The following is a 23,670-nucleotide window of genomic DNA, read 5'->3' on the forward strand; positions in this document are numbered from 1 at the left end:
CTGTTCAACCATGCCGCTTAAGTCGTTATTAGCCCGCGGCCATTAACACTCGTGACCAATTCGAGGAGTTGTGTCGTGAGTACCGTCGTCGTCTTCAGCCTGCTGATCGGATCGTTGCTGGGAGGCCGATTCCGAGTCTTCATCCTGCCGCCTGCCATCATTCTCGGTGCAGCGATCCTCGGCGCGGGCGCGGTCTGGCAGGGACATGATTCGGGTCACACCGTTGTTACGATTCTCGTCTTTGCGGCGGTGCTCCAGTTTGGCTATTTCTGCGGCGCGGCTCTGGTCCGCGTGCGAGCATCAGCCTATCGCGGCAAGGCCGCGCCATCGTTCGACAGCCGGAGCTTCGGCTAGTCGGCCTGGAAGCAGCAAGGATCGGCGGTTCGCAGAGCTCTGATGAGCCTTCAGCATCAGAAGGCGGGAAAAAAGCGGCTCTTGGCACCCCGATTCCGTCGATAGCATATTGACATCCCGGGCGAAGCTCTCTGAAAGAGTTGGGCCCCATGCCCACGACAGCGCCCCGAAATTCGCCCCGGCCGAAGCTACCGAACGGCGTGCGCATCTATGCGCTCAGCGACATCCACGGCTGCGCGCACCTGCTCGAACAGATGTTTGCCGTCATCGATGCGGACATGGCGAACAGCCGGCCCTATCGCGCGATCGAGGTCTTCCTCGGCGACTACATCGATCGCGGACCGGACTCGCGCCACACCCTCGACCTCCTGATCAGGCGCAGCCGCCGCCGCAACACGGTCTTCCTCAAGGGCAATCACGAGGCCTATTTCACCTCGGTGCTGGAGGACCCCTCGCGCGCCACCGAATGGTTTCAGTTCGGCGGACTCCAGACCCTGATGTCGTATGGCGTGTCGGCCGCGCCGGGCCTCAGCAAGGACGAACAGTCCGATCTCGTGCGCGAACTCACATCCGCGATGCCGCCGGAGCACATCGCGTTCCTGCGCCAGCTGCGGCCGACATTCACATGCGGCGACTTCTTCTTCGTCCATGCCGGAGTGCGCCCGGGCATTCCGCTCTCCGAACAGCGCGAATCCGACCTGTTGTGGATCAGGGACGAATTCCTCCAGAGCAAGAGGCGTTTCGGCAAGTATGTCGTGCACGGCCACACGCCGGTGCGGCAGGCCGAGCTGCTGGAGAACCGCGCCAACATCGATACCGGGGCGTACGCCACCGGAAATCTGACGCTGCTGTCCATCCAGGGCAACAGCATGCTCGCGATCTAGCCGCCCACGCTCGCGCGCCACACTCTAATTGGTGGAGCTTGCCGGAGGCCGATATTCCGGAAAACGGCTCAGCATCGCCGCCTTCAGGAACTTGAAATGCGCGATCGAGGCACCGAGCTCCTTGAGCCGGCGCTGGCCGTTCAGGATCTCCTTGTCGAACAGATCCTGATGGTGATTGTCGAGCGCCTCGCGCTCGAGATATTCGTCATCGCCGTTGCCGAAGGTCACGGCCGCACGCGCCAGCACGTCTTCCACCCGGCGATTGAGGCCCGATTGCTCCCGCTCCGCCGCATGGAGCGCGTCCTCGATCGCGATCATGATGGCTTCGATCCGCGTACGATCGGTTTCGGCGTCGCGCTCGGGCGAGCGCGCACGGAACGTCTGCTCTCCCCCGAAACGGTCCTTCAGGAAGTTATGGGTGCGGGCCCGCAAGAAGAGCTGAAACATGCGTGCACTTTCCGGTTCGAGGCGCCAGACCAGAAAATGGGTCCGGGATGGTTAATAAAGATTGAAGCCTTCGCGCCGTTCGGTGCGGCTTTGCGCCATCCAGGCCCTCCAGGCGCCCTCGTGCTTCTCGTAGAGCTCAAGCCGGCGCCGCTCACCGGCATCCGGCCACACGTCACGGCCGCCGGACGCGACCTGCACCCGGCCCGGCGCCTGGCCACTGTCGAGCCGCTCGAACTCGAACGTCTCCTCGGGCGTCAGGCCAATCAGGACACGCCGGCCACCCGCATCGACGAAATAGCGCCGCGGCGCCGTGTTCGTCGAACTGGTGATGGCGTCTACCCGCGTTCCCGTCATGATCCACTCCCCTGCATCCACGCCCCTGCCTACAACCGTGCCACGCCGGTTGTAAATCATCGGAATACACGTCCGCGCCATCGCCAACACGATGCGCCAGTGTCATCTTCGAGTTGTGTCGAGATCATGATGAGCGCCGCTGATTTTCTTGCCACGCCCGAGATTTTTTGGGCAGCACCGTGCTTGCGAAGTGGTCCGCCGCGCGCTCAGCCGAAGAACCAGAGGAACAACCGCACCAGCAACAGCGTGATGAAGTACACCCAGCCCGCCATCGCAATCAGCGCAACGCTGAAAAATGCGCCTTCGAATGCCCACTCTCTGATCTTCGTGAGGGGAAGTGCCGCTCGCGCTCTCTGAAGCATCTCGGTCTTCTGATTGTTTGTTTGATTTGTTCTTCGCCGTTCGCGCGAACATAGCCGAACGAATTCGACGATCTCGTGACGAGTCGTCTGAGCGAAGTGCAATGCTGCTTGTCGGGATTTGCTTGCACCTTGCGCGGCGTCGCGATTGGATCGCTTCTCGTTCGGAGCGGTTGCGATCGACACCGCGCGGTGATTCAATTCAAATTGATTCCGCGCGACGCAGCCGCCGCGACGACGATTCTGCAATCGCGCGCAGGTGATCGCGGCAAGATCAAGTGATCGCTGCAAGATGATGTCTCCGGGTATGGCGCGGCGCCCGTCAGTCGAGGATGCGGCGACCCGGCTCCGCACAACGGGTACGCGACGAGGCCGGCTTCGTGGCGGATCGCTCCGGCCACGATCTCCGCGACGCCGTGGATTCCGGCAAGGCCGGACGCGAGCCCGGCCGGCGTCCCCGCGAGGCTTCGAAAGCGGGCTTGGCGAAGGCCGTCCGCTGGCTCTGCGACAGCCGGACATGATGACAGAACATCCTCGATCGCGGCTGTCGGAGCGCGCGGATCGACCGCGGTTCACAAAAACACCGTGGTACTACGGAGCGCCGCGCGCCGATTTCATCGCGGTAAGGTTGAGCGGTTAGCTTAATCCGCGTTGTTTGTTGCGAATGCCGAGGGATCGCATATCCATCTTCACACCGGGCTGCCCCAAGCCCGGCCCCACCCAAGCAAAGCCGTCGAGCGAACATGGGTCCGCTTGGCGGCTTTGTCGTTGTGTCGACGAGAGGATGAATTCGGTTATGGCGCGCAGGCCCTGGTCGTTCAAGGAAGACCGCCGGCTGATGGAGTTGGCCAAGTCTTCGACTTCGCTGGAAGAGGCGGCAAAGCTTCTCGGTCGCTCGCCCGATGCGATCAAGCGCATGGCCTTGCGTCTCGGCCTGTCGCTGAAATCCAAGGGCACCAAGAAGAACTAGCGTCCGTCGCGCCGGCCGTGCGCGACAGTTCACGGACGTGCGCGCCTGCCCGATCGACCGGTGAGCGGAAAGCCGCCAATCGACGCAGCCCGAACGCCTTCAGCACACTCGATCTCTCCGCGCCTGGATGTTAAGCTGCCCGGCGATGAAGATCGATCATCGACGGGCTTCGATGTCCGCCCGATCGTTTGTTGGAGGAATGGATCATGTTGTCCCGCGCACTGGCTGTAGCTTTGCTCCTGGCTCTGCCCTCGATGGCGTCGGCGCAAGTCCCCGTGCGGTTCGGATTTCCGAATGGTGCGCCATGGTGTGCCTTTGGCTTCGATTGCAGATTTCTGAATTACCGCGAGTGCGCGGACTGGATCTATGATCCTGCGCGAAACTGCCTCAAGAATCCGTACTTCGCAGCCCACTACCCGACCGATGTCGACAAGGGCTGGTCCTACAATCGGCGCTGAACGTCGCCCTCCTGCCGACGACTTCGTCATGCGGTCAGGCGCGCGGCTTCGTGCCTGGCCCGGCTCGTCAATGACGAGAATTTGGGCAGGGACGATCGGCTGCTCCTCCGCAAAGCCGGAACTCTCGACCGCGCCCCGCATTGTTCCCGAAAGGAATGCGGGAGGCGGCGCCATGGCAAGCTCTTTCCTGATCGTGATGTCGATCTGGCTTGGCATCAACATCCTGTTCGTGGCCGTGAGATTGTGGGTCACAAGACCAGGGAGCCGGCGGGTTGATGACGCCCCCAGCCAATTCAGCATGAAATCGCGACTGCATCGCCACGCTTGACGTCGTCAGATGCGCAACCGCCGAAATGGGCCGTCTCTGCCGTTCGCTCGTGAACCTCGGTTCATGCCCGCGAAGGTTTATGAACCTTAACGATGTTCCTGGCTTTCGAAACCGACCAGCGGGCCGACCGGTTATGTTGGCGCCATGCGCCGCAACCATCTCATCGCAGCCGCCGGAATCTGCCTCGCGCTCATCATCTATGCCACGCTGGCCAAGCTCGCGGGCAGGCCGGCGCTCATGGGCCATGCGGAGGCCTACTCGGTCGTCGTCATCGAGCGCTTCAGCGCCTACGGCCTGTTGGGCTTCCTGCTGTCGTTCCTGCTGCCGGGGCGCGTCAAACTGGCTTGCGCGTTTGTGGTGGCCGTTGCAGTCGGTCTCGAGGTTATGCAGGCGGTGACGCCGGATCGTGATCCGCGGCTCATCGATGTGCTGCAAAAGGCCGCCGGCGGCACCGTCGGCGTCCTTCTGGCCCAAACCATCCTGGCTTTCCTGCCAAGGCCGCCGTCTTAGCGCGGCCGACGGCCGACCTACGCCACTCCGCGCCTGAGGCTCTCCTGCTGGGTCGCGAGAACTCCCGACATCTGCCGATGGGTTTCACGCAACGCCGCGATCGCATCATCGAGACCGAATTCGGCTTCGCGAATGGTCTCGAAGAACCGGGCCATCAAGGCGAGGTTCAGCTTGACGCGGGTGTTACCGTCGCGACTCTTGCGGCGATCGAGCGACAGATGCTGCGCCTGAAGCCGGGCTTCGGCAGCACTACAGCCGTTGAGCGTCGCGAGTTCGTCATATGTCATCCAGATTTGAGGCATGTCCCTGTCCGTCTTTTGTTATGGACCTCAACCTAGATTTCACCTCTAAAGGCACGGTTGCCGCAATGCGGTGACGAAGGGTTTTCGCGACAACAGCGTCAATGCAAAGCTAAGACGCGGGATCCTTTGCTGTATCCTTTGCTGTATCCTTGGGCGACGCAAATGGATGGCGCGGCCGGGAGCGGCTGTCGAGATTCTTGGGCAATTTGTCGGCATTGAGCTTCACGACCGCGCATCGAGCGTCGGCGGCAGGCGCATCTTCCTGGCTGTAGATCAGCGTCGCCTCGAATTTGACGTCGGGTGCTTCCTTGGCCGTGCCCGAGCAGGTCGCGACCAGGCCATTGCACACACCCGCAAGATCGACCTCGACCTCGTCCGGCCCGAACACGCTCGGCGGACCATCGGTGTGCCGGTTCACGGTCAAGACGGCCGAGAAGTGCTTCTCATTGACACGATAAGAGCCACCATAGGTGAAGAAGCTGTCGCTACCCGAGATCCGGCCCTCGATCAGATCCACGACGCCGGTGCCCTGGCCGCGCGGCGTCCTGAACCAGGCAGCGTATTTGCCGTCTCTCAACATACGAATTTCTCGGCGTGAAAATTGACGGGTATTTGCAACCAACTCTGGGGCGCGACAATGACCAAACCGCCAGCGCTTTCGGCAGGGTTAACGCCCCGAAAACCCGATCCATCGAATTGCCGCCGGCGCGCGACGCGACGGCACCGACGTCAAAACAATTCTATGCCGTCGTCGGCGGTCTCGACCGCCTCGACGCGCCGCGTGGCGGCGACCGACGCAAGCCCGAGCGTTTGCAGGAACTCCCGGTGGACGTCCCGCTCGCGCTCCATCGTGTAGCGCGCGAAGAGATCGTCGAGCATGGCCTCGTCCTGCGCACCCGGTTGCGGCCGCCGGGCGACCGCACTCGCAGTCTCGAGGCGCGCGGCCACCGCAGGCAAAGTCGCGGAGCTTTCGCCGAGCTTGCTCATCAGGCCTTGCGCCGAATTCATCAGGCTCTCGAATTCCGCTCCCTCGTCGACGAGCCGGCTCATCAGCTTGTCGAGCCGTTCGTTGCCGGCCTCGACCTCGCGCAGCGCCTGGAGGATCTGCGGCTCGAGGTTGGCAAGCTGCGTGGGATCGCCCTGCACGCGAAGCTCCTTCAGTGCCTTGGCCGAGCGCTCGATGCCGTCGAGCACGGGCCGGAGGCGCCCCGCCCCCGCCGAAACCTGGTCCGCAGTCGCCTTGAGCTCGTTGGCGATCACGACGAAGGCGCTGCCGCGGCTGCCGAGATGGCTTGCCTTGAGACCGGCATTCATCCCGATCAGGGTGATGTCGACGGTCGCATCGGCGAGCCCGGCGATCGCCTGGCGAAATTTCGCCAGCGTATCCTCGACAATGGCCAGCGCGTCATCGACCGCACGGCCGGCGCCCTCGCAGGTGGCGATCAGGGTCGAGGCATGCGCCAATATCTGCTTGATGCGCGTCAGGAACGACGACGAGCCGCCATCCTCACCGCCGAACAGGGTGCGGCCGTGGCCGACGACGCTGGCCGCATCATTCAAGATAGCCGCCAGCGCGCGAACGATCTGGCCGATGTCGCCACCGAACTCGCGCTGGGCGTCCCTCAGCTGGGCGGCCTGCAACAGGCAGATGGCGCGCGCGCCGTCATCGCTCGTGACGGGTTCGGGAACGAGGCTTGGTGAAGGTCCTGACGCAAGACCGAAACCGTGACAGACATGCTCGAGACGCTGGCGCGTACTGTCGCCGGCCTGCAAGGAAATGATCGCGCTGCCGACCGCCTCGGCGATCTTCCTGGTGCTGGCGCTGGCGAGATCGGCGACATGGCTGCTCTTGCTGCGCTGGTCGCGCAATCCGCCATAGGCCTCGCCGAGCTCGGCGCTCTCCGAGACCAGCTGGTTCCCGTAACGGCTCTCGAACTCCTTCTGCCGGCCGGAGGCGGTGGCAACGGCTTCCGACAGACGTTGCTGGTCCCGTGCGCAGCCCTCGATCGAGCGCTGCACGGCCTTGCCGAGATCGTAGGCTTCCTGCGTAAAGGCGAGAAAGCCTTCACGGTCGCCATCGAGCGAAGCCGCCTCGATCCGCGCGCTGCGCGCGATGATGGTGATCATTCCGATGTGCTTGAACAGCGGTTTGAGCAGCGAGGACGCCTCCTCCGTACTCTTGCCGATCGTCGCAAGCAGTGCGCTCTCGGCCGGCAGCGTCTGCGCCAGCTCGCTGAGCCGCGCGGCGATCTCCTGCAGCGCGGTCGCGGCGCCCTCGATCTCGGCGCCGGAGAGCTCCTCGGAGAGCGTGGCGAGGCCCTGGTTCAGCTCCTTGAAGATGATGTGGCCGCGACCGAGCTCCCGACCGACGCGCGCAAAGACATCCTCGATGCGCGACGAGACATCCTCGATCGCCGCGGTCGCTTCAGTGAGCGTGGTGGCCGGAATGGCGGACATTGCAATCAACCTGCCACCGCGACGTGCCCGGCCTGATACCAGAGCATGATCTCGCGCGGAATATGGTGCAGCGGCACGACCTTCTCGACCCCGCCATGGGCGATGGCTTCCTTGGGCATGCCGAACACCACGCAGCTGTCTTCATCCTGTGCTCGCGTCGAGGCGCCGAGCTTGCGCATCTCCAGCATTCCGCGCGCGCCATCGTCGCCCATGCCGGTCATGATGACGCCGAGCGCGTTGGCGCCGGCGTGCTGGGCCGCCGAGCGGAACAGCACGTCGACTGAGGGGCGATGCCGCGACACCGGCGGACCGTCCTTGATCGCAATCTGGTAGCGCAGCCCGATACGCTGAAGCAGCATGTGACGGGCGCCCGGGGCAATATAGGCGCTGCCCGGCAGCACCGGCTCGCCGTCCTCGGCCTCCTTGACCCGGATCTGGCAGACGCTGTCGAGACGTCTGGCAAACGCCGCGGTGAACCCCGCCGGCATGTGCTGGACGATGAGAAGCGGAGGGCAGTGCGGCGGCAGCATCTCGAGGACGTCGTTGAGCGCCTCGGTGCCGCCCGTCGATGCGCCGATGCACACGATGCGCTCCGTCGTCGGCCGGACCTTGCCCTGCACCGGCGGCGGGATGATGGCGTCGGCCGTCAGCTTCTTCTCGACCACCCGGCGCTCCGCACGCGGGCGCACGCGGGCGCGCGCCGCCGACTTGACGGCCTCGCGCAGCCGCGTGGAGCATTCGAGCAGCGCCTGCCGCGTGTCGATCTTCGGCTTCGGCACGATGTCGACCGCGCCCGCCTCGAACGCCTCGAACATCACGTTCGAGCCTTCTTCGGTCAGCGAGGAGCAGATGATCACCGGGATCGGACGTTGCGCCATGATCTTGCGCAGGAACGTCATGCCGTCCATGCGCGGCATCTCGATGTCGAGGATCATGACGTCGGGGATCTCGTTCTGGAGGCGGCGCGCGGCTGCGAACGGGTCGGACGCGGTCCCCATCACCTCGATGTCCGGATCGTCATTGAGGATCGTCTGAAGGATTTGGCGCACCGACGCCGAATCGTCCACGATCAGCACGCGAACTTTCTCCCTCGGCATTCTGGTTGCGCTCCGGCTAGACCTTGAAAATGGTTGGCTGAACTTGCTTCAAACCCGGCACTGCACTGTGAATCATCGATTCCGAATGTCCGACCAGCAGATAGCCGCCGGGCCGCAAATGGCTGCACAATTGCTCGATCACCTTGCGCTGCGTCTCGCGCTCGAAATAAATCAGGACGTTGCGGCAAAAGATGATGTCGACGTCGCGGTCGACGGGATAGGACGCATCCATGAGGTTCATCCGCATGAAATGCGTCATGCGCCGCAATTCCGGCACCACCCGCACCTCGCCGCGCGACTTGTCCCGCGACGACAGGAAGTACCGCTTCACGAAGGGCTCCGGCACCGGCGCGAGAACGTCGCGGGTGTAGATCGCGGTCTTGGCAAGGCGCAGCACCGCGGTCGAGATGTCGGTCCCGAGGATGCGGTACTGAAACCGCGAGCCGTTCCGCGTCATGTCGTCCAGCACCATCGCGGTCGTGTAGGCTTCCATGCCGGTGGAGCTCGCCGAGCTCCAGATCTTCAGGTTCGCGTTCTTCCGTCCATGCAATTTGAGCAGGGCCGGGATTGCGACGTCCCGCATGAAAGTGAAGTGCTGGGGCTCGCGGAAGAAGTCGGTCTTGTTGGTCGTCACCACATCGATCAAATGGGTGAGCTCGGTGTCGAAATGCTCCGCCCCGAACAGGTTGTCGACATATTCGTTGAGGTCGGAGAAGTTCAGCGCGCGCACGCGCTTGTGCAGCCGCCCCTCCAGCATCAGCCGCTTGCCTTGCGGCAGCTTGATGCCGACCTGGCCCTCGATCAATTCGGCAATGGTCCGGAAGTGGCGGTCCGACAGATGCACGGCCATGTCCTGCACGGCGGGCATCATGGTCGCCGGCCCCGGTCCGAGATGGCCGCCTGCACTGAATGTCGGGCCACCCGGGCCATCTTGAATCCTACACGTTTACGCAATCACAGATCGGCCCCCGGTGGGGGCCGATCCCTCAGAGAGCCTTAGCGCTGGAAATCGGCGTCCCGATCGTCCTCGCCGTCGTTCATGTCGAAGGCGAAGCCACCGCCGCCCGCAACCTTCATGGCACGCGCGGGCTTGGCCGGCGGCTTCCTGGCCGGGCGCTCGACGGCCGCCATGGTGGCCGCCTTGGCGCGCAACTGATTGACCGCCCGGTCGATCGGTGCGGCCGCGCGGCCCTTTCCACCCTGCTCGATGCGGAAATAAGCGATAGTGGACTGGAGCTGCTCGGCCTGCGAGGCGAGCTCCTCCGAGGTCGAGGACACCTGCTCGGAAGCGCTGGCGTTCTGCTGGCCGACCTTGTCGAGCTGCTGGATCGCCTGGTTGATCTGGGCCGAACCGACGTCCTGCTCGCGGCAGGCCGCGGTGATCTCCTCGACCAGCTCGGCGGTCTTCTTGATATCAGGGACGAGCTTGGCAAGCATATTGCCGGCTTCCTGCGCGACCTTGACTGTTTCAGTCGAGAGCGTGCCGATCTCGGCCGCCGCAGCCTGGCTGCGCTCGGCAAGCTTGCGCACTTCGGAAGCGACGACTGCAAAGCCCTTGCCGTGCTCGCCGGCGCGCGCGGCTTCGACCGCCGCGTTCAGCGCGAGCAGGTCGGTCTGGCGCGCGATCTCCTGCACGATGGTAATCTTCTCGGCGATGGTCTGCATCGCGTTGACGGCGCGTCCGACGGCCGCGCCGCTGGCCTCCGCGTCCTTGGCCGACTGCGCGGCGATCTTCTCGGTCTGGTTGGCGTTGTCGGCGTTCTGCTTCACGTTCGAGGCCATCTCCTCCATCGAGGACGAGGCTTCCTCGGCGGACGAGGCCTGCTCGGTCGCGCCCTGCGAAAGCTGCTCGGCGCTCGCGGAAAGCTCCTGACTGCCGGCAGAGACGTTCTGCGCCGCCGTCAGAGCTTCCGACACGATCTGGCGGAGCTTTTCCACCATGCGCTCGAGGGCAAGGCCCAGCGTGTCCTTGTCCGACTGCGGCTTGGCCTCAACCATGAGATTGCCCTGCGCAATCTCGTTGGCGACGGCCGCAGTGGCGTTCAGGTTCACGGTCATCGCATTCAGCGATTTGATGAGATCGCCGATCTCGTCATTGCTGGACGACTCGATCTTACGGCTGAGATCGCCGATCGCCACCGCGTCGGCGAGGCCGACGGCCTGTGCCAGCGCGCGGCTGATGTTGAGGGCGATCCAGGTGGCGGCAACAGCGGCGATCAGGAGCGAGGCAATGACCAGGCTCATCAGCAGCATTTCGGCGCGGGCGCCGTCCTGCTTGGACTGCTCGGCCTGCTCCGCCATGTTCTTCTTGACGTTCTTGATGTAGCCGTCGGCTGCTTCCAGCGCGTCCGCGACGACCTTGCGGCCGTCATGCATGGACCGGTCCAGGGCCTTCGGCTTGTCGGACTTCGCGAGCCTGACCGTCTCATCCTGATAGGCGCTCAGCTTGGCAAACGCCGTGGAGAAGTTCTCCATCAGTTTCTTGCCGCCTTCGCTGGCGGCGGCGTGGATCTCGTCCTTGGACTTGATGAGCGCTTCGCGATTCTTGGCGAGGTCGGCTACGAACTGATCGTATTCAGCATCGGTCGCCGCGAGGATCGAGTTCTTTTCGGCGCGCACCAGAAACAGGATGCCTTCCTTGAGTTCCGCGGCCTTTTCCATGCGGCCCGCGCGGCTAACCAGAGTCTCGGTGGTGCCGACCATGTCCGACAGCTTCACATAGCCGACCGCGCCGGCGATCATGGAGAGCAGGATGACGACGCCGAAGGCGCTGGCAAGCTTGGCTTTGACGGTAAATCTCATGTCAATCTCGTTGGTTCGAATTGGGGGGCATACGCTTGACCATGCTTACTCTTGCAAACTCAGGCGGCGCGGGGCGCATCGCGCCCTTCCGGGATCTCGTCATGCGCCATCAGCTTGGCGAGATCGAAGATCACGACGAATTTCTCGCCCTTGCGGCCGATGCCGGCGGCGTAGTCGGATTGCCATTTGCCACCGACCTCGGGGATGGGCTCGATCGCCTGCTCGTCGATGTCGGTGACCTCGAACACGCAATCGGCGACGAAGCCGACACCGACCAGACGGTCCTTCATCGGCACGTCGAGGATGATGATGCGGGTCGCCTCGGTCGTCGCCACGCTCGGCAGGCCGAGCTTGGTCCGGAGGTCCACGATCGGATAGCCGCTGCCGCGCACGTCGATCATGCCGAGCAGGAAGTTCGGCGCATGCGGCAGCCGCGAGATCGGACGCATGTCGAGAATTTCGCGGACGTTGCGGATGCTGATGCCGAACGTCTCGCCGGCGAGTCCGAGCGTCAGATATTGCGAGGTTGCGGCCATGCTGCAGTCCAGGGGTCCCGGGGTTTGCGAATGAGCACGATCCGGCACGAGGCCGGACCGCCTGATCAACGTTGGAATTCGGCGTCGCGGTCGTCTTCGCCGTCGTGCATGTCGAACGCGAAGCCGCCACTGCCGGCGACCTTCATCGCACGTGCGGGTTTGCGGACAGGCGCGGGCTTCTTCACGCCGCGATCCGCCGCAGCCATGTGCGCCGCCTTGGCGCGGAGCTGGGTAACGGCACGATCGATCGGCGCCGGCGCCGCGCTCTCGCCGCGGCCGGCATGGTCGATGCGGAAGAACGAGATTGTGGACTGGAGCTGCTCGGCCTGCGAAGCGAGCTCCTCCGAGGTCGAGGAGACCTGCTCGGAGGCGCTGGCGTTCTGCTGGCCGACCTTGTCGAGCTGCTGGATCGCCTGGTTGATCTGGGCCGAACCGACGTCCTGTTCACGGCAAGCGGCGGTGATCTCCTGGACCAGCTCAGCCGTCTTCTTGATGTCGGGCACGAGCTTGGACAGCATGTCGCCGGCCTCCCGGGCGACCTTCACCGTCTCCGTGGACAGCGTGCCGATTTCGGCCGCGGCCGCCTGACTGCGCTCGGCGAGCTTGCGGACCTCGGAAGCGACCACCGCAAAGCCCTTGCCGTGTTCGCCGGCCCGCGCGGCCTCGACCGCGGCGTTGAGCGCCAGCAGATCGGTCTGCCGTGCGATCTCCTGCACGATGGTGATCTTCTCAGCGATCGTCTGCATCGCGTTAACCGCACGACCGACGGCCGCGCCGCTGGATTCCGCATCCTTGGCGGACTGCGCGGCAATCTTCTCGGTCTGGTTGGCGTTGTCGGCGTTCTGCTTCACGTTCGAGGCCATCTCCTCCATCGAGGAAGAAGCTTCCTCGGCGGACGAGGCCTGCTCGGTCGCGCCCTGCGAGAGCTGCTCGGCGCTGGCGGAGAGCTCTTGGCTGCCGGCCGAGACGTTCTGCGCGGCGGTCAACGCCTCCGCGACGATCTGCCGGAGCTTCTCGACCATCACGTTCAGGGACCTGACGAGGTCGCCAATCTCATCGTTGCTGGCGGACGGGATGGTCTGGCTGAGATCGCCCTCCGCAACCGCGCCGGCAAGGCCAACGGCGCGGCCCAGCGAACGGCTGATCGAGATGGAAATCCAGAGCGCAGCCCCGATCGCAATCGCCAGCGAAATGCCGAGCAGCGTCATCAGCACGAACTGCGCCTGGTGGCCTTCCTCCTTGGATTGGACCGCCTGCTCCGCCATCTGCTTTTTCGTGTTGCCGACATAGGCGCTCATGGCTTCCATCGCGTCCGCGACGACCTTGCGACCGTCGCCCATGGAGCGTTCGGTCGCCTTTGCCTTGTCGGTCTTGGCCAGTCTGAACGTCTCTTCCTGATACGCATTCATCTTGGCGTATGTCACAGCGAAGCTGTCGAGCAGCTTCCTGCCGGCTTCGCTCGCCAACGCGTAGACCTCGTCCTTGGTCTTCAGCGCCTGGTCACGAATCTTGGCGGCATCGGCGGCAAACTGTTCGGCCTGGGCTTCCGCTCCGAGAATTGAATTCTTCTCCGCCCGCAGCTGAAGCAGGATATCCTTTTCGATTTGCGTCGCCTTCTCCATCCGGGTCGCGCGCAGGACCATGCTGTCAGCAGTGGCCATCATGTCGCCGAGCTTCATGTACGCGACACCGCCGGCGACCATGGACAGGACAATGACCAGGCCGAATGCGCTGGCCAGCTTCGCTTTGACCGTAAATCTCATTTCCAGCCCCTAAACCTCAAGTCCCACCCCTGGGACTCATTTCAATTCAGAATGCGTTCCATGTTGGGAACGATGACGAACTCTTCACGCCATTTGGCGATGAAGCGAATGAACTCCGGCTTCCAGTGCATGCCGACGCGCGGCGTCTGCTGCACGTCGGTCTGCGAGATCTCCGTGACCTCATAGACCTTGTCGGCGGTGACGCCGACCAGGACGGGCTCGCCGTCGAGCTCCAGCTCGATGACGACGATGCGCGTGTCGGCCGAGTTGTCGAGCTGCGGCATACCGAAGCGGATGCGCAGGTCCGCGAGCGGAATGACGTTGCCGCGTACGTTGATCACGCTGGGAACGAAAGCCCGTGCGCCGGCGACCTTGGTCACCGGCACGGGATCGATGATCTCGCGCACGAGGCCCGCGTCGAGCGCGAACTTCTCCTCGCCGAGGCCGATCATCACGACCTGCATCGCGTCGGCCTGATGCTCGCCGGCCAAAGTCTCGTTCATCACGCCGCCTCGCTGATGTGCTGCTTCTCGACCTTCGACTGCGCCAGCGCGACGAGCTGCGCGACGTCGAGGATCAGCGCCGCCGTGCCGTCACCCAGGATGGTCGCGCCCGAGAAGATCGTGACATCCGAATGCAGCTTGGAGAGCGACTTGATCACGGTCTGGTGGTTGCCGATGATCTGGTCGGCGACGAGACCGACGCGGCTTTCACCGGTCGAGATGATGATCGTCTTCTGGTGCCGGTCGGGCGCCCCCGACGACGACATGATCTCGCGCAGGCGCAGGAACGGAACGAGGTTGCCGCGGACGTTGAGGAAATTGCGGCCGCGCGAACGCTCGTCCTCGGCCGTCAGCTCGACGCATTCCTCCACCGCCGACAGCGGAATGATGTAGCGGCCTTCGCCGACGCGGATCAGGAGGCCTTCGATGATCGCGAGCGTCAAGGGCAGGCGCAGCGTCACGGTGGTGCCCTCGCCCGGCTTGGTCGACAGGTCGATGGTGCCGCGCATGTTCTCGATGGTGCGCTTGACCACGTCCATACCGACGCCGCGGCCGGACAGCGCCGAGATGGTCTGCGCGGTCGAGAAGCCCGGGTGGAACAGGAACTGGTGGATCTCGTGATCGGTCAGCACGGCGCCGGCTGCGATCAGCCCCTGCTCTTCCGCCTTGGCACGGATGCGCGCGGTGTTGAGGCCGCCGCCATTGTCCTTCACGGTGACGAGCACCTGCGCGCCGGAATGAACGGCGGCGAGCTCGATCCGGCCCTGCTCGGTCTTGCCGTTGGCGGCGCGCGTTGCGGTGTCTTCGATGCCGTGGTCGATGGCGTTGCGGATCAGATGCACCAGCGGATCGGCCAGGCACTCGATCATGGTCTTGTCGAGTTCGGTGTCCTCGCCCGTGGTGACGAATTCGACCGGCTTCGACAGATCGCGTGACAGATCGTGGATCAGGCGGCGGAAGCGGCCGAACAGCGAGCCGATCGGCACCATGCGCGCGCCCATCGTGGTGTCGCGCAAGGAGGAGGCGAGGCGCTCGATCTCCTCGGCGATCATCTTGATCGAGAGGTCGGAGCCTGACGATGCGAGCTGGGTCAGCCGCGCCTGGGCGATGACGAGCTCGCCGACCCGGTCCATCAGTTCGTCGAGGCGTTCGGCCTGGACGCGGACGGTGGCGATGCCGCGATCGTCGCGCTTGGCCTCGGCCTTCGGCTCCGGCTTCGGTTCAGATTTGGGCTCCGCCTTTGCGGCGGGCTGCGCGGCGATCGGCGCGGCAGCAGCCTCGACCACCGGCGCAGGCATCTCGGCCTCAGGTGCCGGCTCCTCGTCGATGAGCTGGAATAGCGGCATCGGCGCGGGCGCTTCGACATGCTCCAAGGGCGAGAGGGTCAGCTTCATCTCGTCCTGGACGAACATGAAGACGTCGTCGATCGCGTCCTTGTCGCAAGCCGCGTGCAGCTTGACGTCCCACTTCAGATAGCAGTCTTCCGGCTCCATCTCGTCGAGGAACGGGATGCCGTCGGTAACAGGCACGACGAAGCAGGGGCCGAGCTTGCAGAGATCTTCCAGGAGGTCGAGCGGGTTCGAGCCGTTGCGCAGGATGTGCGATTCGAATTCCAGATACAGGTGCCAGCCGGGCTGCTTGCTCTCGACCGGCGCCGCCGCCTCCGCGATCCCGGCGACCGGCGCAACAGGCTGGTCGGACGAGACAAAGCGCTTGAGGTCGTCGAGGATGCCTTCGCCGATGACGTCATCGGTCGACTGGGGATCCTCGATCAGGGCGCGGATATAGTCCTTGGCGGCGAGCGCGACCGAGATCAGTTCCTGCGTCGGCTTGATCTCGCCCTTGCGGACGCGATCGAACGCGGTCTCGAATTCGTGGGTGAAGGAGGCGACCTTGTCGAAGCCGAACATGGCGCCCGAGCCCTTGATCGTATGCAGGGCGCGGAAGGCGGAATCGACGAGTTCGCGGTCATCGGGACGCAGGCCGAGATCGAGCAAGGCTCCTTCAAGAACTTCGAAGAGCTCACTGGCTTCCTGACGAAAGACCTCGGTCGGGTCCATTGCACTCATGCGCGCACCAGCTTGCCGACGACGGCGAGCAACTGCTCCGGCTTGAAGGGCTTGGTGATCCAGCCCGTGGCGCCGGCGCTCTTGGCCTCCTGCTTCACCGTGTCGTTGGATTCGGTGGTCAGGAACACGATCGGCATGCCGACCGCGCTCGGCAGCTTGCGCAGCGCCCGGATCAGCTCCAGCCCGTTCATGACCGGCATATTGAGGTCGGTGATCACGAGGTCGAGCTTGCCGGCCTGGGCCTTGGCGAGCCCTTGCGCACCGTCACCGGCCTCGATCACGTTATGACCGGCCGGCTCGAGCACGACCTTGATCATTTGCCGAATGCTGGGGGAATCGTCGACGGTCAGAATCGTGGCCATCAGGTGCCATCTTTCTTTTGCGGGAAGTGCTGTTCGATCATCGCCTCGCTGGCGAAGCCGGCGCGGCGAAGGGTGTTGCGCAGAGATTGGGAGAATGCGGTGAGCACCACCGGGCGGCCCTGGGCCTCGCCCGTCCTGGCGGTCGACAGCAGAAGCTGGATCGAGGTCACGTCGGCCTTGTCGACGCGCGAACAATCGATCTCGAGCCGCTGCTCGCGGCCGAACGCCTCGCGAATGAGGTCATAGACGCTGCGAATGGCCGCGATGCTGCAATCGGCGGGTAACCGCAACGACCACTTCGGCTCCGTCGGATTGAGCGCCATCGCTGCCCCCGCCCTTGCAAAATTCCGATACACGTTTGACGCGAATCAAGTGAGCAAACCCCTAACGGAGAGGTCCGTACAACTACGGGTCACATTCCCGAGGACTTCGCGCAATTGCATGCAACGGTGCATAGCCTGCTGAAATCGCATGCGAGGCGCGCATATCGCAGCGCGTGCGCACGCACGGCGCATTTGCTTCGCGTTAAATTCGCACGGGTTATGCAGTCGGTTCGTGCCCTTGCCAGCGAAGAGAGCCCCGGCCGCCGATGCTGACCCAAGCGCTTCTGGTTGACGACAGCCGTTCCGTCCTCAACTTCCTGAAACGTCACATCGAGGCCGAAGGTCTGGTCGAAGCCACCACCTTCCTCGATCCCGTGCAGGCACTGGCCTGCGCACGGGAGCGCGTCTTCGACCTCGTGCTGGTCGACTACGAGATGCCGCACATGGACGGCATCAGCTTCATCCGCACGCTCCGCACCCTTCCCGGCTGCGTCGACATCCCTATCGCGATGATCACGTCGCGGCAGACCGATGACGTGAAGATGGAAGCGCTGCAGGCCGGTGCAACCGATTTCCTGCCCAAGCAGCCGCAGAGCGTCGAGATGACGGTGCGTCTACGGAATTTGATTCAGCTTGGTGCAGCCGTACGCAAGCTCAACGATCGCGCCGCGCATCTGGCCAGTGAAGTCGCGGCCGCGATACGCAAGCTCGGCGAGCGCGAGGAAGAGATCATCCTGCGGCTCGCGCTCGCGGTCGAATACCGCGACAACGACACCGGCGAGCACACCCTGCGGGTCGCCCGCTACAGCCGCATCATCGCCGAGCAGCTCGGCCTGCCGGCCCGGCTCTGCCGCGACATCTATCTCGCCGCACCGCTGCACGACGTCGGCAAGGTCGCCATTCCCGACAATATCCTGCTCAAGCCCGGCCGGCTGACCGACGAGGAGATGGCGGTGATCCGTACCCACGCCACGATCGGCGAACGGATCCTGGCGGACTCCAGTTGCGAGCTGATCCAGCTCGGTGCGCAAATTGCCGCAGGCCACCACGAGCGCTGGGACGGCGCAGGCTATCCGAACGGCCTCAAGACGGACGAGATCCCGGTGGCCGCTCGCGTGGTCGCTGTCGCCGACGTGTTCGACGCGCTGACGACGCGGCGGCCATATAAAGAGCCGATGCCGCTCGAGGCGGCACGCAACTACCTGGTCGAGAACCAGGGACGGCAGTTCGACCCGGCCTGCGTCGAGGCTTTCCTGTCGCGCTGGAACGAAGTCATGGAGATCGCTGCCGGGCAGCAGGCGACGCCATTTCAGAAGACGGAGGCGACGCTCGCCCCTGTCATGGAGAGAGCCGTCGAGGGCCGGACGGCCGAAGACCGTTCGCCGCAGGCCGTTCCGGCCGCCTGAGATCGCATATCCCGGCAACAGCTTGCCGCGGCTCTGTTTTCTCCGGTCGCCGGTTTGAACCTGTTCCTGATAGAGTGCACCAATGTCCAAGAGTGATTCCGGTCACACTTGCCTGGGCGCTCCTCTGCTAAGCATCGAACCAGGACGGGACCGGTAGAGCATCGGTAGAATTGAATGAGAATCCCCATGAGAAGCCTGATCGGCGCCGTTGTCGGCGCGCTCTGTGTCGCGACCCCCGCTCTGGCGGAGACCCCGGCCGCGATCGTCGAGGACGTCCAGGGCAAGGTCGACGGCATCGCGTTCATGGACTATGTGGCGCCGGGCAAGATCATCAAGCTCGGCCCGAAGGCGAGCGTCACGCTCAGCTATCTCAAATCCTGCCTGCGCGAGACGATCAGCGAAGGCGTCGTGCTGGTCGGCGCCGAGCAGAGCACCGTACAGCTCGGCGAGGTCAAGCGGGACAAGGTGCCCTGCGACACCAACGCGGCGAAGCTGTCCGAGCGAGAGGCCAACCAGAGCGCCGCGACCACCTTCCGCACCATGCGCTCGGACGCCAAGGGCGCGCCGGCCAAGCTGCCGACGATCTACGGCGTCGCACCGCTGGTGCAGGCCAAGAGCGGCAGCACGCTGGTGATCGAGCGCACCGACGGCAAGGAACCCACGATCACCGTGCCGCTCAAAAGCGAAGCCATGATCGGCGGCAAGTTCTATGATTTTGCCAAGGCCGGGAAGTCGCTGACCCCCGGCGGCAGCTATCTCGCCATTCTCGGCGCCAAGCGCTATGCCTTCCAGGTCGACGCCAGCGCCACCTCATCGCCGACGCCGATCGTCGGCCGCCTGCTGCGGCTCGAATAGGCGGCTTGCGACGGGGCGATGCGGCGGATCGGAAGGCGGGACATCGTTGCAGCGATCCTGATTGCGCTCTTCGCGGGCGCGGTCTTCACGTCTCCGCCGCTTCAGACGCTGCAGGGCCTGTCGCTCGACATCCTCACCGCGATGCGCGGCAAGCTGGTCGGCGACCGCCGCGATCCCGCGACATCGCCGGTCGTCGTCGTGGCCATCGACGGGGAGACCTACGACACTCCGCCCTTCAAGGGATCGCCGACGCTGACCTGGACGCGCGAAATTGGCCGCGTGCTCGGAAGCATCACTGAGGGCGGCGCCAAGGTGATCGGCTTCGACGTCATCTTTCCCAGCTCGATCGAGCAGTCGGAGATTCCCTTCGGCGACGCGCCACTCGGCAGCCGCATGAAGGGTTTTGACCGGGACTACCTCATCGCACTCCGGCAACTTTCCGACAGCGGCAAGCTGGTGCTCGGCGAGATCCTGAGCAACGACCATCCGGACAGGCCCTACCGCGCGCAGCAACTGGCGGTGAAAAACAATATCCGCGCCCTCAACGTCCATACCGACCCCGACGACGTGATCCGGCGGATGCCCCTGAGCTTTGCCATCGACGGCAAGCCGGTCCCCGCGATGGCGATCGAACTCGCCGCGCGCGCGCTCGGCACGACGCCCGGAACCGAGCCATCCGGCGCGATGCAGCTGTCCGGCTACACGATCCCGAGCGCGATCCCCAACACGTTGACGCTCAACTTCCGCGGCATGGGCCGCGACATCCCGGCCTATTCCTTCGCCGACCTGCGTGCCTGCGTCGAGAAGGGCGACCGCGATTTCTTCCGCCGCGCCTTCGAGGGCAAGGTCGTCCTGCTCGGCACCGTCCTCAATTTCGAGGACCGCAAGCTCACCTCGATGCGGCTGTCCGGCGGATATGACGGCTCGCCCGCGCCGCGCTGCGCCCTGCCCGCCTCGGCGGGTACCGCGCAAAAGGCCCGCAGCGATATCGCCGGCGTGTTCGTGCATGCCACCGTCGTGCGAAACCTGATCGAGCGCGACGCCGTGACCGAGCTCGGCTTTCCGGCGCGGACCATCCTCACAATTGCGTTCGCGGCGATCATCGCCTGCGCGGCCTGCATGCTCGCACCCGGCGGCGCTGTGATCGCCTGGCTCGCCCTCACCGCCGTTTACGCCGGTATGGCCGTCGCCGCGTTCGTGCATGCCCTGGCGCTGCCCTTGACGGAGCCCGCGCTCGCGAGCCTGGCCGCGCTCGCGATGATGATCGGCTACCGCTTCATGCTGGCCGATCGCGACGAGCGTTTTCTGCGCAAGAGCTTCGCCTTCTATCTCGCGCCTGAAGTCATCAATACCATGGTCGCGTCCGGCAAGATGCCGGCGCTCGGCGGCGAGATGCGCAACGTCACCATGTTCTTCTCCGACCTCAGCGGGTTCTCCTCGATCGCAGAGACGATGACGCCGGGCGAGCTGGTCACGCTGATGAACGAATATCTCTCCGCCATGACCGACATCATCGAAGGCCATGGCGGCTATGTCGACAAATATATCGGCGATTCCATCGTCGCCATGTTCGGCGCGCCGGCCGACGATCCCGCCCACGCGCGCAATGCCGTCCGCGCGGCGCTGAAGTGCCACGAAAAGCTGGCGGACCTCAACGCCAACAACGCCGCCTTCGCGGGCCACGGCCTGTCGCACCGCATCGGGCTCAACAGCGGCGAAGCCGTGGTCGGCAATATCGGCTCCCGCCGCCGCTTCAACTACACCGTGATGAGCGACACCGTGAACGTCGCCTCGCGGCTCGAGGGTGCGAACAAATATTACGGCACCGCGATCATGGCCTCGGAGGCGACAGTGGCGCAGACAGGTGACGCCTTCGCCTGGCGCGAGCTCGACGCAATCAGGGTGCAGGGCCGCGGCGAGGCGATCAAGGTGTTCGAGCCGCTGGCGGAGAGAGACGGGGAGAGTGCCGAGCAGAAGAAGGTGACGGCGTTGTATGCGGAAGGACTGGCCTGCTGGCGCGCACGGGAGTTCGCGAAGGCGGTTGATGCGTTCGACCGGCTAGCCAAGGTCGATCCGCCATCGTCAATGTTTGCAAAGCGCGCCAGAGCGCTTGTCGCAAATCCACCGTCGCTGGAATGGACACCAGTCAACACGCTCGAAGGGAAGTAGCCGCGTCAGCCGAGAGCGCTAGCTTCCCCTCTCCCCTTGCGGGAGAGGGTGGCTCGCCGCAAGGCGGCGAGACGGGTGAGGGGTTTCTCTCGGCGCATCCAACTCTCACTTGAATTCGCGGAGACATACCCCTCATCCGGCGCTTCGCGCCACCTTCTCCCACAAGGGGAGAAGGGAGGGCAGCATCGCGTGTTGCGCGATCATCTCGCTCAAAACGGCAGGCCCACATAGTTCTCCGCGAGCAGGCGCTGCGCCGTTTCGGACGAGAACAGATATTCCAGCTCCGTCTGCTGAAGACGATCCTCATAGTCAAGACGATCGGGGAAGCGATGCAGCAGCATCGTCATCCACCAGGAGAAGCGCTGCGCCTTCCAGATCCGCGCCAGCGCCTTGGCGGAATAGCCTTCGAGGCCGGAATCATCGCCGCTCTGATAATGTGCGAGCATGGCATGATAGAGATAGTAGATGTCGGAGGCGGCGCTGTTCAGCCCGCGCGCGCCGGTGGGCGGCACGATGTGGGCTGCATCGCCGGCGAGGAACAGGCGGCCATAGCTCATCGGTTCGGCGACGAAGCTGCGCAATGGCGCGATGCTCTTTTCGATCGCGGGCCCCGTGATCAAGCGGCCGGCGACCTCTTCCGGCAGGCGGCGCTTCAGCTCGGCCCAGAACGCGTCGTCCGACCAGTCCTCGACCTTGTCGGTGAGCGGCACCTGGATGTAGTAGCGGCTCAGCACCTGTGAACGCAGGGAACACAGCGCAAAGCCGCGCTCGTGCTTCACATAGATCAGCTCGGACGAGACCGGCTTGGTGCGCGACAGCACCCCGAGCCAGCCAAACGGATAGACCTTCTCGTATTCGCGCAGCACGTCCTTTGGGATCGACCTGCGGCTGACGCCGTGGAAGCCGTCGGCGCCGACGATGTAGTCGCAATCGACGCGAACGATCTCGTCGTTCGAGCGGTACGTCACGTAGGGGCGGTCCGACGCGAGATCATGCGGCGTCACGTCCTCGGCATTGTGCACGACCTTGCCGCCAAGGCGGTCGCGCGCCTCGTAGAGGTCGCGCGTCAGCTCGGTCTGGCCGTAGACCAGCACCGAATTGCCGCCGGAGTGCTTGTGCAGATCGATGTGGGAGAGCACCCCGTCATGGGCGATCTCGAACCCCCGGTGGATCTCGCCTTCGCGGTCCATCCGCTCGCCGCATTGCGCCTCGCGCATCAGTTTCGCAAAACCGTGCTCGAGCACGCCGGCGCGGATCCGGGCCAGCACGTGGTCGCGGCTGTATTTCTCCAGCACGACCGTGTCGATGCCCTTCAGATGCAGGAGCTGGGACAAGAGCAGCCCGGACGGCCCGCCACCGATAATACAGACCTGAACTTTCATTTTCGCGTCCTCCCGTCGGCACTTTTTTGCAGATTCAGCCGCGCAAACCGATGGAGGGTTTCGTCTTTGTCTTGTACTATTCGAACATGAAAAGCGCCGCCCCTGCCCCCGCGATCCGGGTCTACAATCTGTTCGGCGAGTCCGGCGACCTGCCCGACGTCGTGCATTGTGAGACGATCGCGTCCCGCTCCGTACTTCACGACTGGACCCTGGCCGTGCACCGCCATGCCCGGCTGCACCAGGTCCTGCTGATCGAGCGCGGCGGCGGCGAGGCGACGCTCGACGGACGCGTGGTGCCGTTGAAGCCGATGCAGATCGTCAACGTACCCGTCGGACACGTCCACGGCTTCCGCTTCGTGCCTGAGACCCAAGGCTGGGTGCTGACCATCGCGGCGGAGATTCTGGACGAGGCGCTGCTCGCCGCCGAAGGCCTGCGCGGGGCCCTGTTACAATCAGGCGTGGTGCGCGGCACCCCGCAGATCCGCCCCACCATGAAGCAGATATTCGCCGAACACGCCGCCCGCGATTTCGGCCGCGCACATGTGCTGCGCGCTTTGTCGGCAGCCATGATCGGGCTGGTGGCCCGCGCGCTCACGAGCGAGACCGGTGGCAATGGCACTGCCGAATCCGGCCTGTTCCGCCGCTTCGAGGCGCTGCTCGAGCAGCATCATCTGGAACGCTGGAGCGTCGCGGACTACGCAGGCGCGCTGTCGATCACGCCGACCCATCTCAACCGGGTGACGCGGGCGGCGACCGGCGACACCGCCTCGCACCTGATCCTCAACCGCCTGATCCGCGAGGCGCGGCGCAACCTCGTCTACACCAACCTGCCGGTCTCGACGATCGCTTACGCGCTCGGCTTCGAGGACCCCGCCTATTTCAGCCGCGTTTATGCCGCCGCCACGGGGCTATCGCCGCGCGCCTTTCGCACCCGGCTGCATGGTGATGAAGGCTGACACATCAGCCGATCGAACAGCCGC

At 64.5% G+C, this 23,670-nt stretch carries 24 protein-coding genes; 8 read left to right on the plus strand and 16 right to left on the minus strand.

Features of this window, described 5'->3' with window-relative positions; genetic code table 11:
* The first annotated feature begins 75 nt into the window (after window positions 1-75).
* Both WN73_RS26100 and WN73_RS26105 read left to right on the plus strand, forming a co-directional pair.
* Complete coding sequence (locus WN73_RS26100; protein WP_231166650.1) at window positions 76-354, plus strand: hypothetical protein; 279 nt, start codon at window positions 76-78, stop codon at window positions 352-354.
* Window positions 355-503: 149 nt separating this feature from the next.
* Window positions 504-1,238 carry a metallophosphoesterase family protein gene (locus WN73_RS26105; RefSeq protein WP_011085143.1) on the plus strand — a complete coding sequence of 245 codons (735 nt, stop codon included), beginning with the start codon at window positions 504-506 and terminating at the stop codon, window positions 1,236-1,238.
* Between the two features lie 24 nt (window positions 1,239-1,262).
* Here the strand turns inward: WN73_RS26105 and WN73_RS26110 are convergent, their stop codons facing one another.
* The 3 genes from WN73_RS26110 to WN73_RS26120 form a co-directional block, all read right to left on the minus strand.
* Complete coding sequence (locus tag WN73_RS26110) at window positions 1,263-1,685, minus strand: hypothetical protein (protein WP_028174305.1); 423 nt, start codon at window positions 1,683-1,685, stop codon at window positions 1,263-1,265.
* Window positions 1,686-1,736: 51 nt separating this feature from the next.
* Window positions 1,737-2,039, minus strand: a complete 303-nt coding sequence (locus WN73_RS26115) for a hypothetical protein (RefSeq protein WP_028174304.1) — start codon at window positions 2,037-2,039, stop codon at window positions 1,737-1,739.
* Window positions 2,040-2,245: 206 nt separating this feature from the next.
* Entirely contained in the window at window positions 2,246-2,689 is a 444-nt protein-coding gene (locus WN73_RS26120) for a hypothetical protein (protein ID WP_162185812.1), read from the minus strand.
* 493 nt (window positions 2,690-3,182) lie between these two features.
* Here WN73_RS26120 and WN73_RS26125 point away from each other — a divergent pair, with 493 nt between their 5' ends.
* Together WN73_RS26125 and WN73_RS26130 are read left to right on the plus strand one after the other, a co-directional pair.
* Entirely contained in the window at window positions 3,183-3,368 is a 186-nt protein-coding gene (locus WN73_RS26125; RefSeq protein ID WP_131234219.1) for a hypothetical protein, read from the plus strand.
* Window positions 3,369-4,298: 930 nt separating this feature from the next.
* Complete coding sequence (locus WN73_RS26130; RefSeq protein ID WP_028174301.1) at window positions 4,299-4,664, plus strand: VanZ family protein; 366 nt, start codon at window positions 4,299-4,301, stop codon at window positions 4,662-4,664.
* A 17-nt stretch (window positions 4,665-4,681) separates the two neighbouring features.
* Here the strand turns inward: WN73_RS26130 and WN73_RS26135 are convergent, their stop codons facing one another.
* The 12 genes from WN73_RS26135 to WN73_RS26190 form a co-directional block, all read right to left on the minus strand.
* Entirely contained in the window at window positions 4,682-4,966 is a 285-nt protein-coding gene (locus tag WN73_RS26135; protein WP_028174300.1) for a hypothetical protein, read from the minus strand.
* 109 nt (window positions 4,967-5,075) lie between these two features.
* Window positions 5,076-5,546 carry a hypothetical protein gene (locus WN73_RS26140; protein ID WP_028174299.1) on the minus strand — a complete coding sequence of 157 codons (471 nt, stop codon included), beginning with the start codon at window positions 5,544-5,546 and terminating at the stop codon, window positions 5,076-5,078.
* 149 nt (window positions 5,547-5,695) lie between these two features.
* The gene (locus WN73_RS26145; RefSeq protein ID WP_028174298.1) at window positions 5,696-7,423 is read right to left on the minus strand and encodes a chemotaxis protein; all 1,728 of its coding nucleotides are present in this window, start codon (window positions 7,421-7,423) and stop codon (window positions 5,696-5,698) included.
* 5 nt (window positions 7,424-7,428) lie between these two features.
* Window positions 7,429-8,520, minus strand: a complete 1,092-nt coding sequence (locus WN73_RS26150) for a protein-glutamate methylesterase/protein-glutamine glutaminase (RefSeq protein ID WP_011085136.1) — start codon at window positions 8,518-8,520, stop codon at window positions 7,429-7,431.
* 16 nt (window positions 8,521-8,536) lie between these two features.
* Window positions 8,537-9,391, minus strand: coding sequence for a CheR family methyltransferase (locus tag WN73_RS26155; protein WP_011085135.1), 855 nt, complete (start codon window positions 9,389-9,391; stop codon window positions 8,537-8,539).
* 125 nt (window positions 9,392-9,516) lie between these two features.
* On the minus strand, window positions 9,517-11,322 hold the full coding sequence (locus WN73_RS26160; RefSeq protein ID WP_028174297.1) for a methyl-accepting chemotaxis protein: 1,806 nt from the start codon (window positions 11,320-11,322) through the stop codon (window positions 9,517-9,519).
* A 59-nt stretch (window positions 11,323-11,381) separates the two neighbouring features.
* Window positions 11,382-11,858 carry a chemotaxis protein CheW gene (locus WN73_RS26165; protein ID WP_028174296.1) on the minus strand — a complete coding sequence of 159 codons (477 nt, stop codon included), beginning with the start codon at window positions 11,856-11,858 and terminating at the stop codon, window positions 11,382-11,384.
* A 65-nt stretch (window positions 11,859-11,923) separates the two neighbouring features.
* Entirely contained in the window at window positions 11,924-13,621 is a 1,698-nt protein-coding gene (locus WN73_RS26170; RefSeq protein WP_028174295.1) for a methyl-accepting chemotaxis protein, read from the minus strand.
* Window positions 13,622-13,662: 41 nt separating this feature from the next.
* Window positions 13,663-14,124, minus strand: coding sequence for a chemotaxis protein CheW (locus WN73_RS26175; protein ID WP_162185819.1), 462 nt, complete (start codon window positions 14,122-14,124; stop codon window positions 13,663-13,665).
* A complete protein-coding gene (locus tag WN73_RS26180; RefSeq protein ID WP_028174294.1) occupies window positions 14,124-16,193 on the minus strand; it encodes a chemotaxis protein CheA in 2,070 nt (689 codons plus the stop codon). Before WN73_RS26180 ends, WN73_RS26175 begins: the two co-directional genes overlap by 1 nt.
* The gene (locus WN73_RS26185; protein WP_008142319.1) at window positions 16,190-16,555 is read right to left on the minus strand and encodes a response regulator; all 366 of its coding nucleotides are present in this window, start codon (window positions 16,553-16,555) and stop codon (window positions 16,190-16,192) included. The genes WN73_RS26180 and WN73_RS26185 overlap by 4 nt, the downstream gene beginning before the upstream one ends.
* The gene (locus WN73_RS26190) at window positions 16,555-16,878 is read right to left on the minus strand and encodes an STAS domain-containing protein (RefSeq protein ID WP_028174293.1); all 324 of its coding nucleotides are present in this window, start codon (window positions 16,876-16,878) and stop codon (window positions 16,555-16,557) included. Before WN73_RS26190 ends, WN73_RS26185 begins: the two co-directional genes overlap by 1 nt.
* Window positions 16,879-17,144: 266 nt before the next feature.
* On the opposite strand from WN73_RS26190, the gene WN73_RS26195 reads away from it, so the two are divergent.
* The 3 genes from WN73_RS26195 (at window position 17,145) to WN73_RS26205 (ending at window position 21,308) form a co-directional block, all read left to right on the plus strand.
* Window positions 17,145-18,284 carry an HD domain-containing phosphohydrolase gene (locus WN73_RS26195; protein ID WP_028174292.1) on the plus strand — a complete coding sequence of 380 codons (1,140 nt, stop codon included), beginning with the start codon at window positions 17,145-17,147 and terminating at the stop codon, window positions 18,282-18,284.
* Between the two features lie 186 nt (window positions 18,285-18,470).
* Window positions 18,471-19,139 (plus strand): hypothetical protein, encoded by a 669-nt coding sequence (locus tag WN73_RS26200; RefSeq protein WP_028174291.1) that lies wholly within the window; start codon window positions 18,471-18,473, stop codon window positions 19,137-19,139.
* An 18-nt stretch (window positions 19,140-19,157) separates the two neighbouring features.
* Complete coding sequence (locus WN73_RS26205) at window positions 19,158-21,308, plus strand: CHASE2 domain-containing protein (RefSeq protein WP_028174290.1); 2,151 nt, start codon at window positions 19,158-19,160, stop codon at window positions 21,306-21,308.
* A gap of 209 nt (window positions 21,309-21,517) precedes the next feature.
* Here the strand turns inward: WN73_RS26205 and pobA are convergent, their stop codons facing one another.
* The gene (gene pobA / locus WN73_RS26210; protein WP_028174289.1) at window positions 21,518-22,690 is read right to left on the minus strand and encodes a 4-hydroxybenzoate 3-monooxygenase; all 1,173 of its coding nucleotides are present in this window, start codon (window positions 22,688-22,690) and stop codon (window positions 21,518-21,520) included.
* Between the two features lie 50 nt (window positions 22,691-22,740).
* Between pobA and WN73_RS26215 the strand changes: the two genes are divergently transcribed.
* Complete coding sequence (locus WN73_RS26215) at window positions 22,741-23,646, plus strand: helix-turn-helix domain-containing protein (RefSeq protein ID WP_271555330.1); 906 nt, start codon at window positions 22,741-22,743, stop codon at window positions 23,644-23,646.
* The last annotated feature ends 24 nt before the right edge of the window (window positions 23,647-23,670 follow it).

The organism is Bradyrhizobium sp. CCBAU 45394, from assembly GCF_028128655.1.
GTDB classification, from domain to species: domain Bacteria; phylum Pseudomonadota; class Alphaproteobacteria; order Rhizobiales; family Xanthobacteraceae; genus Bradyrhizobium; species Bradyrhizobium diazoefficiens.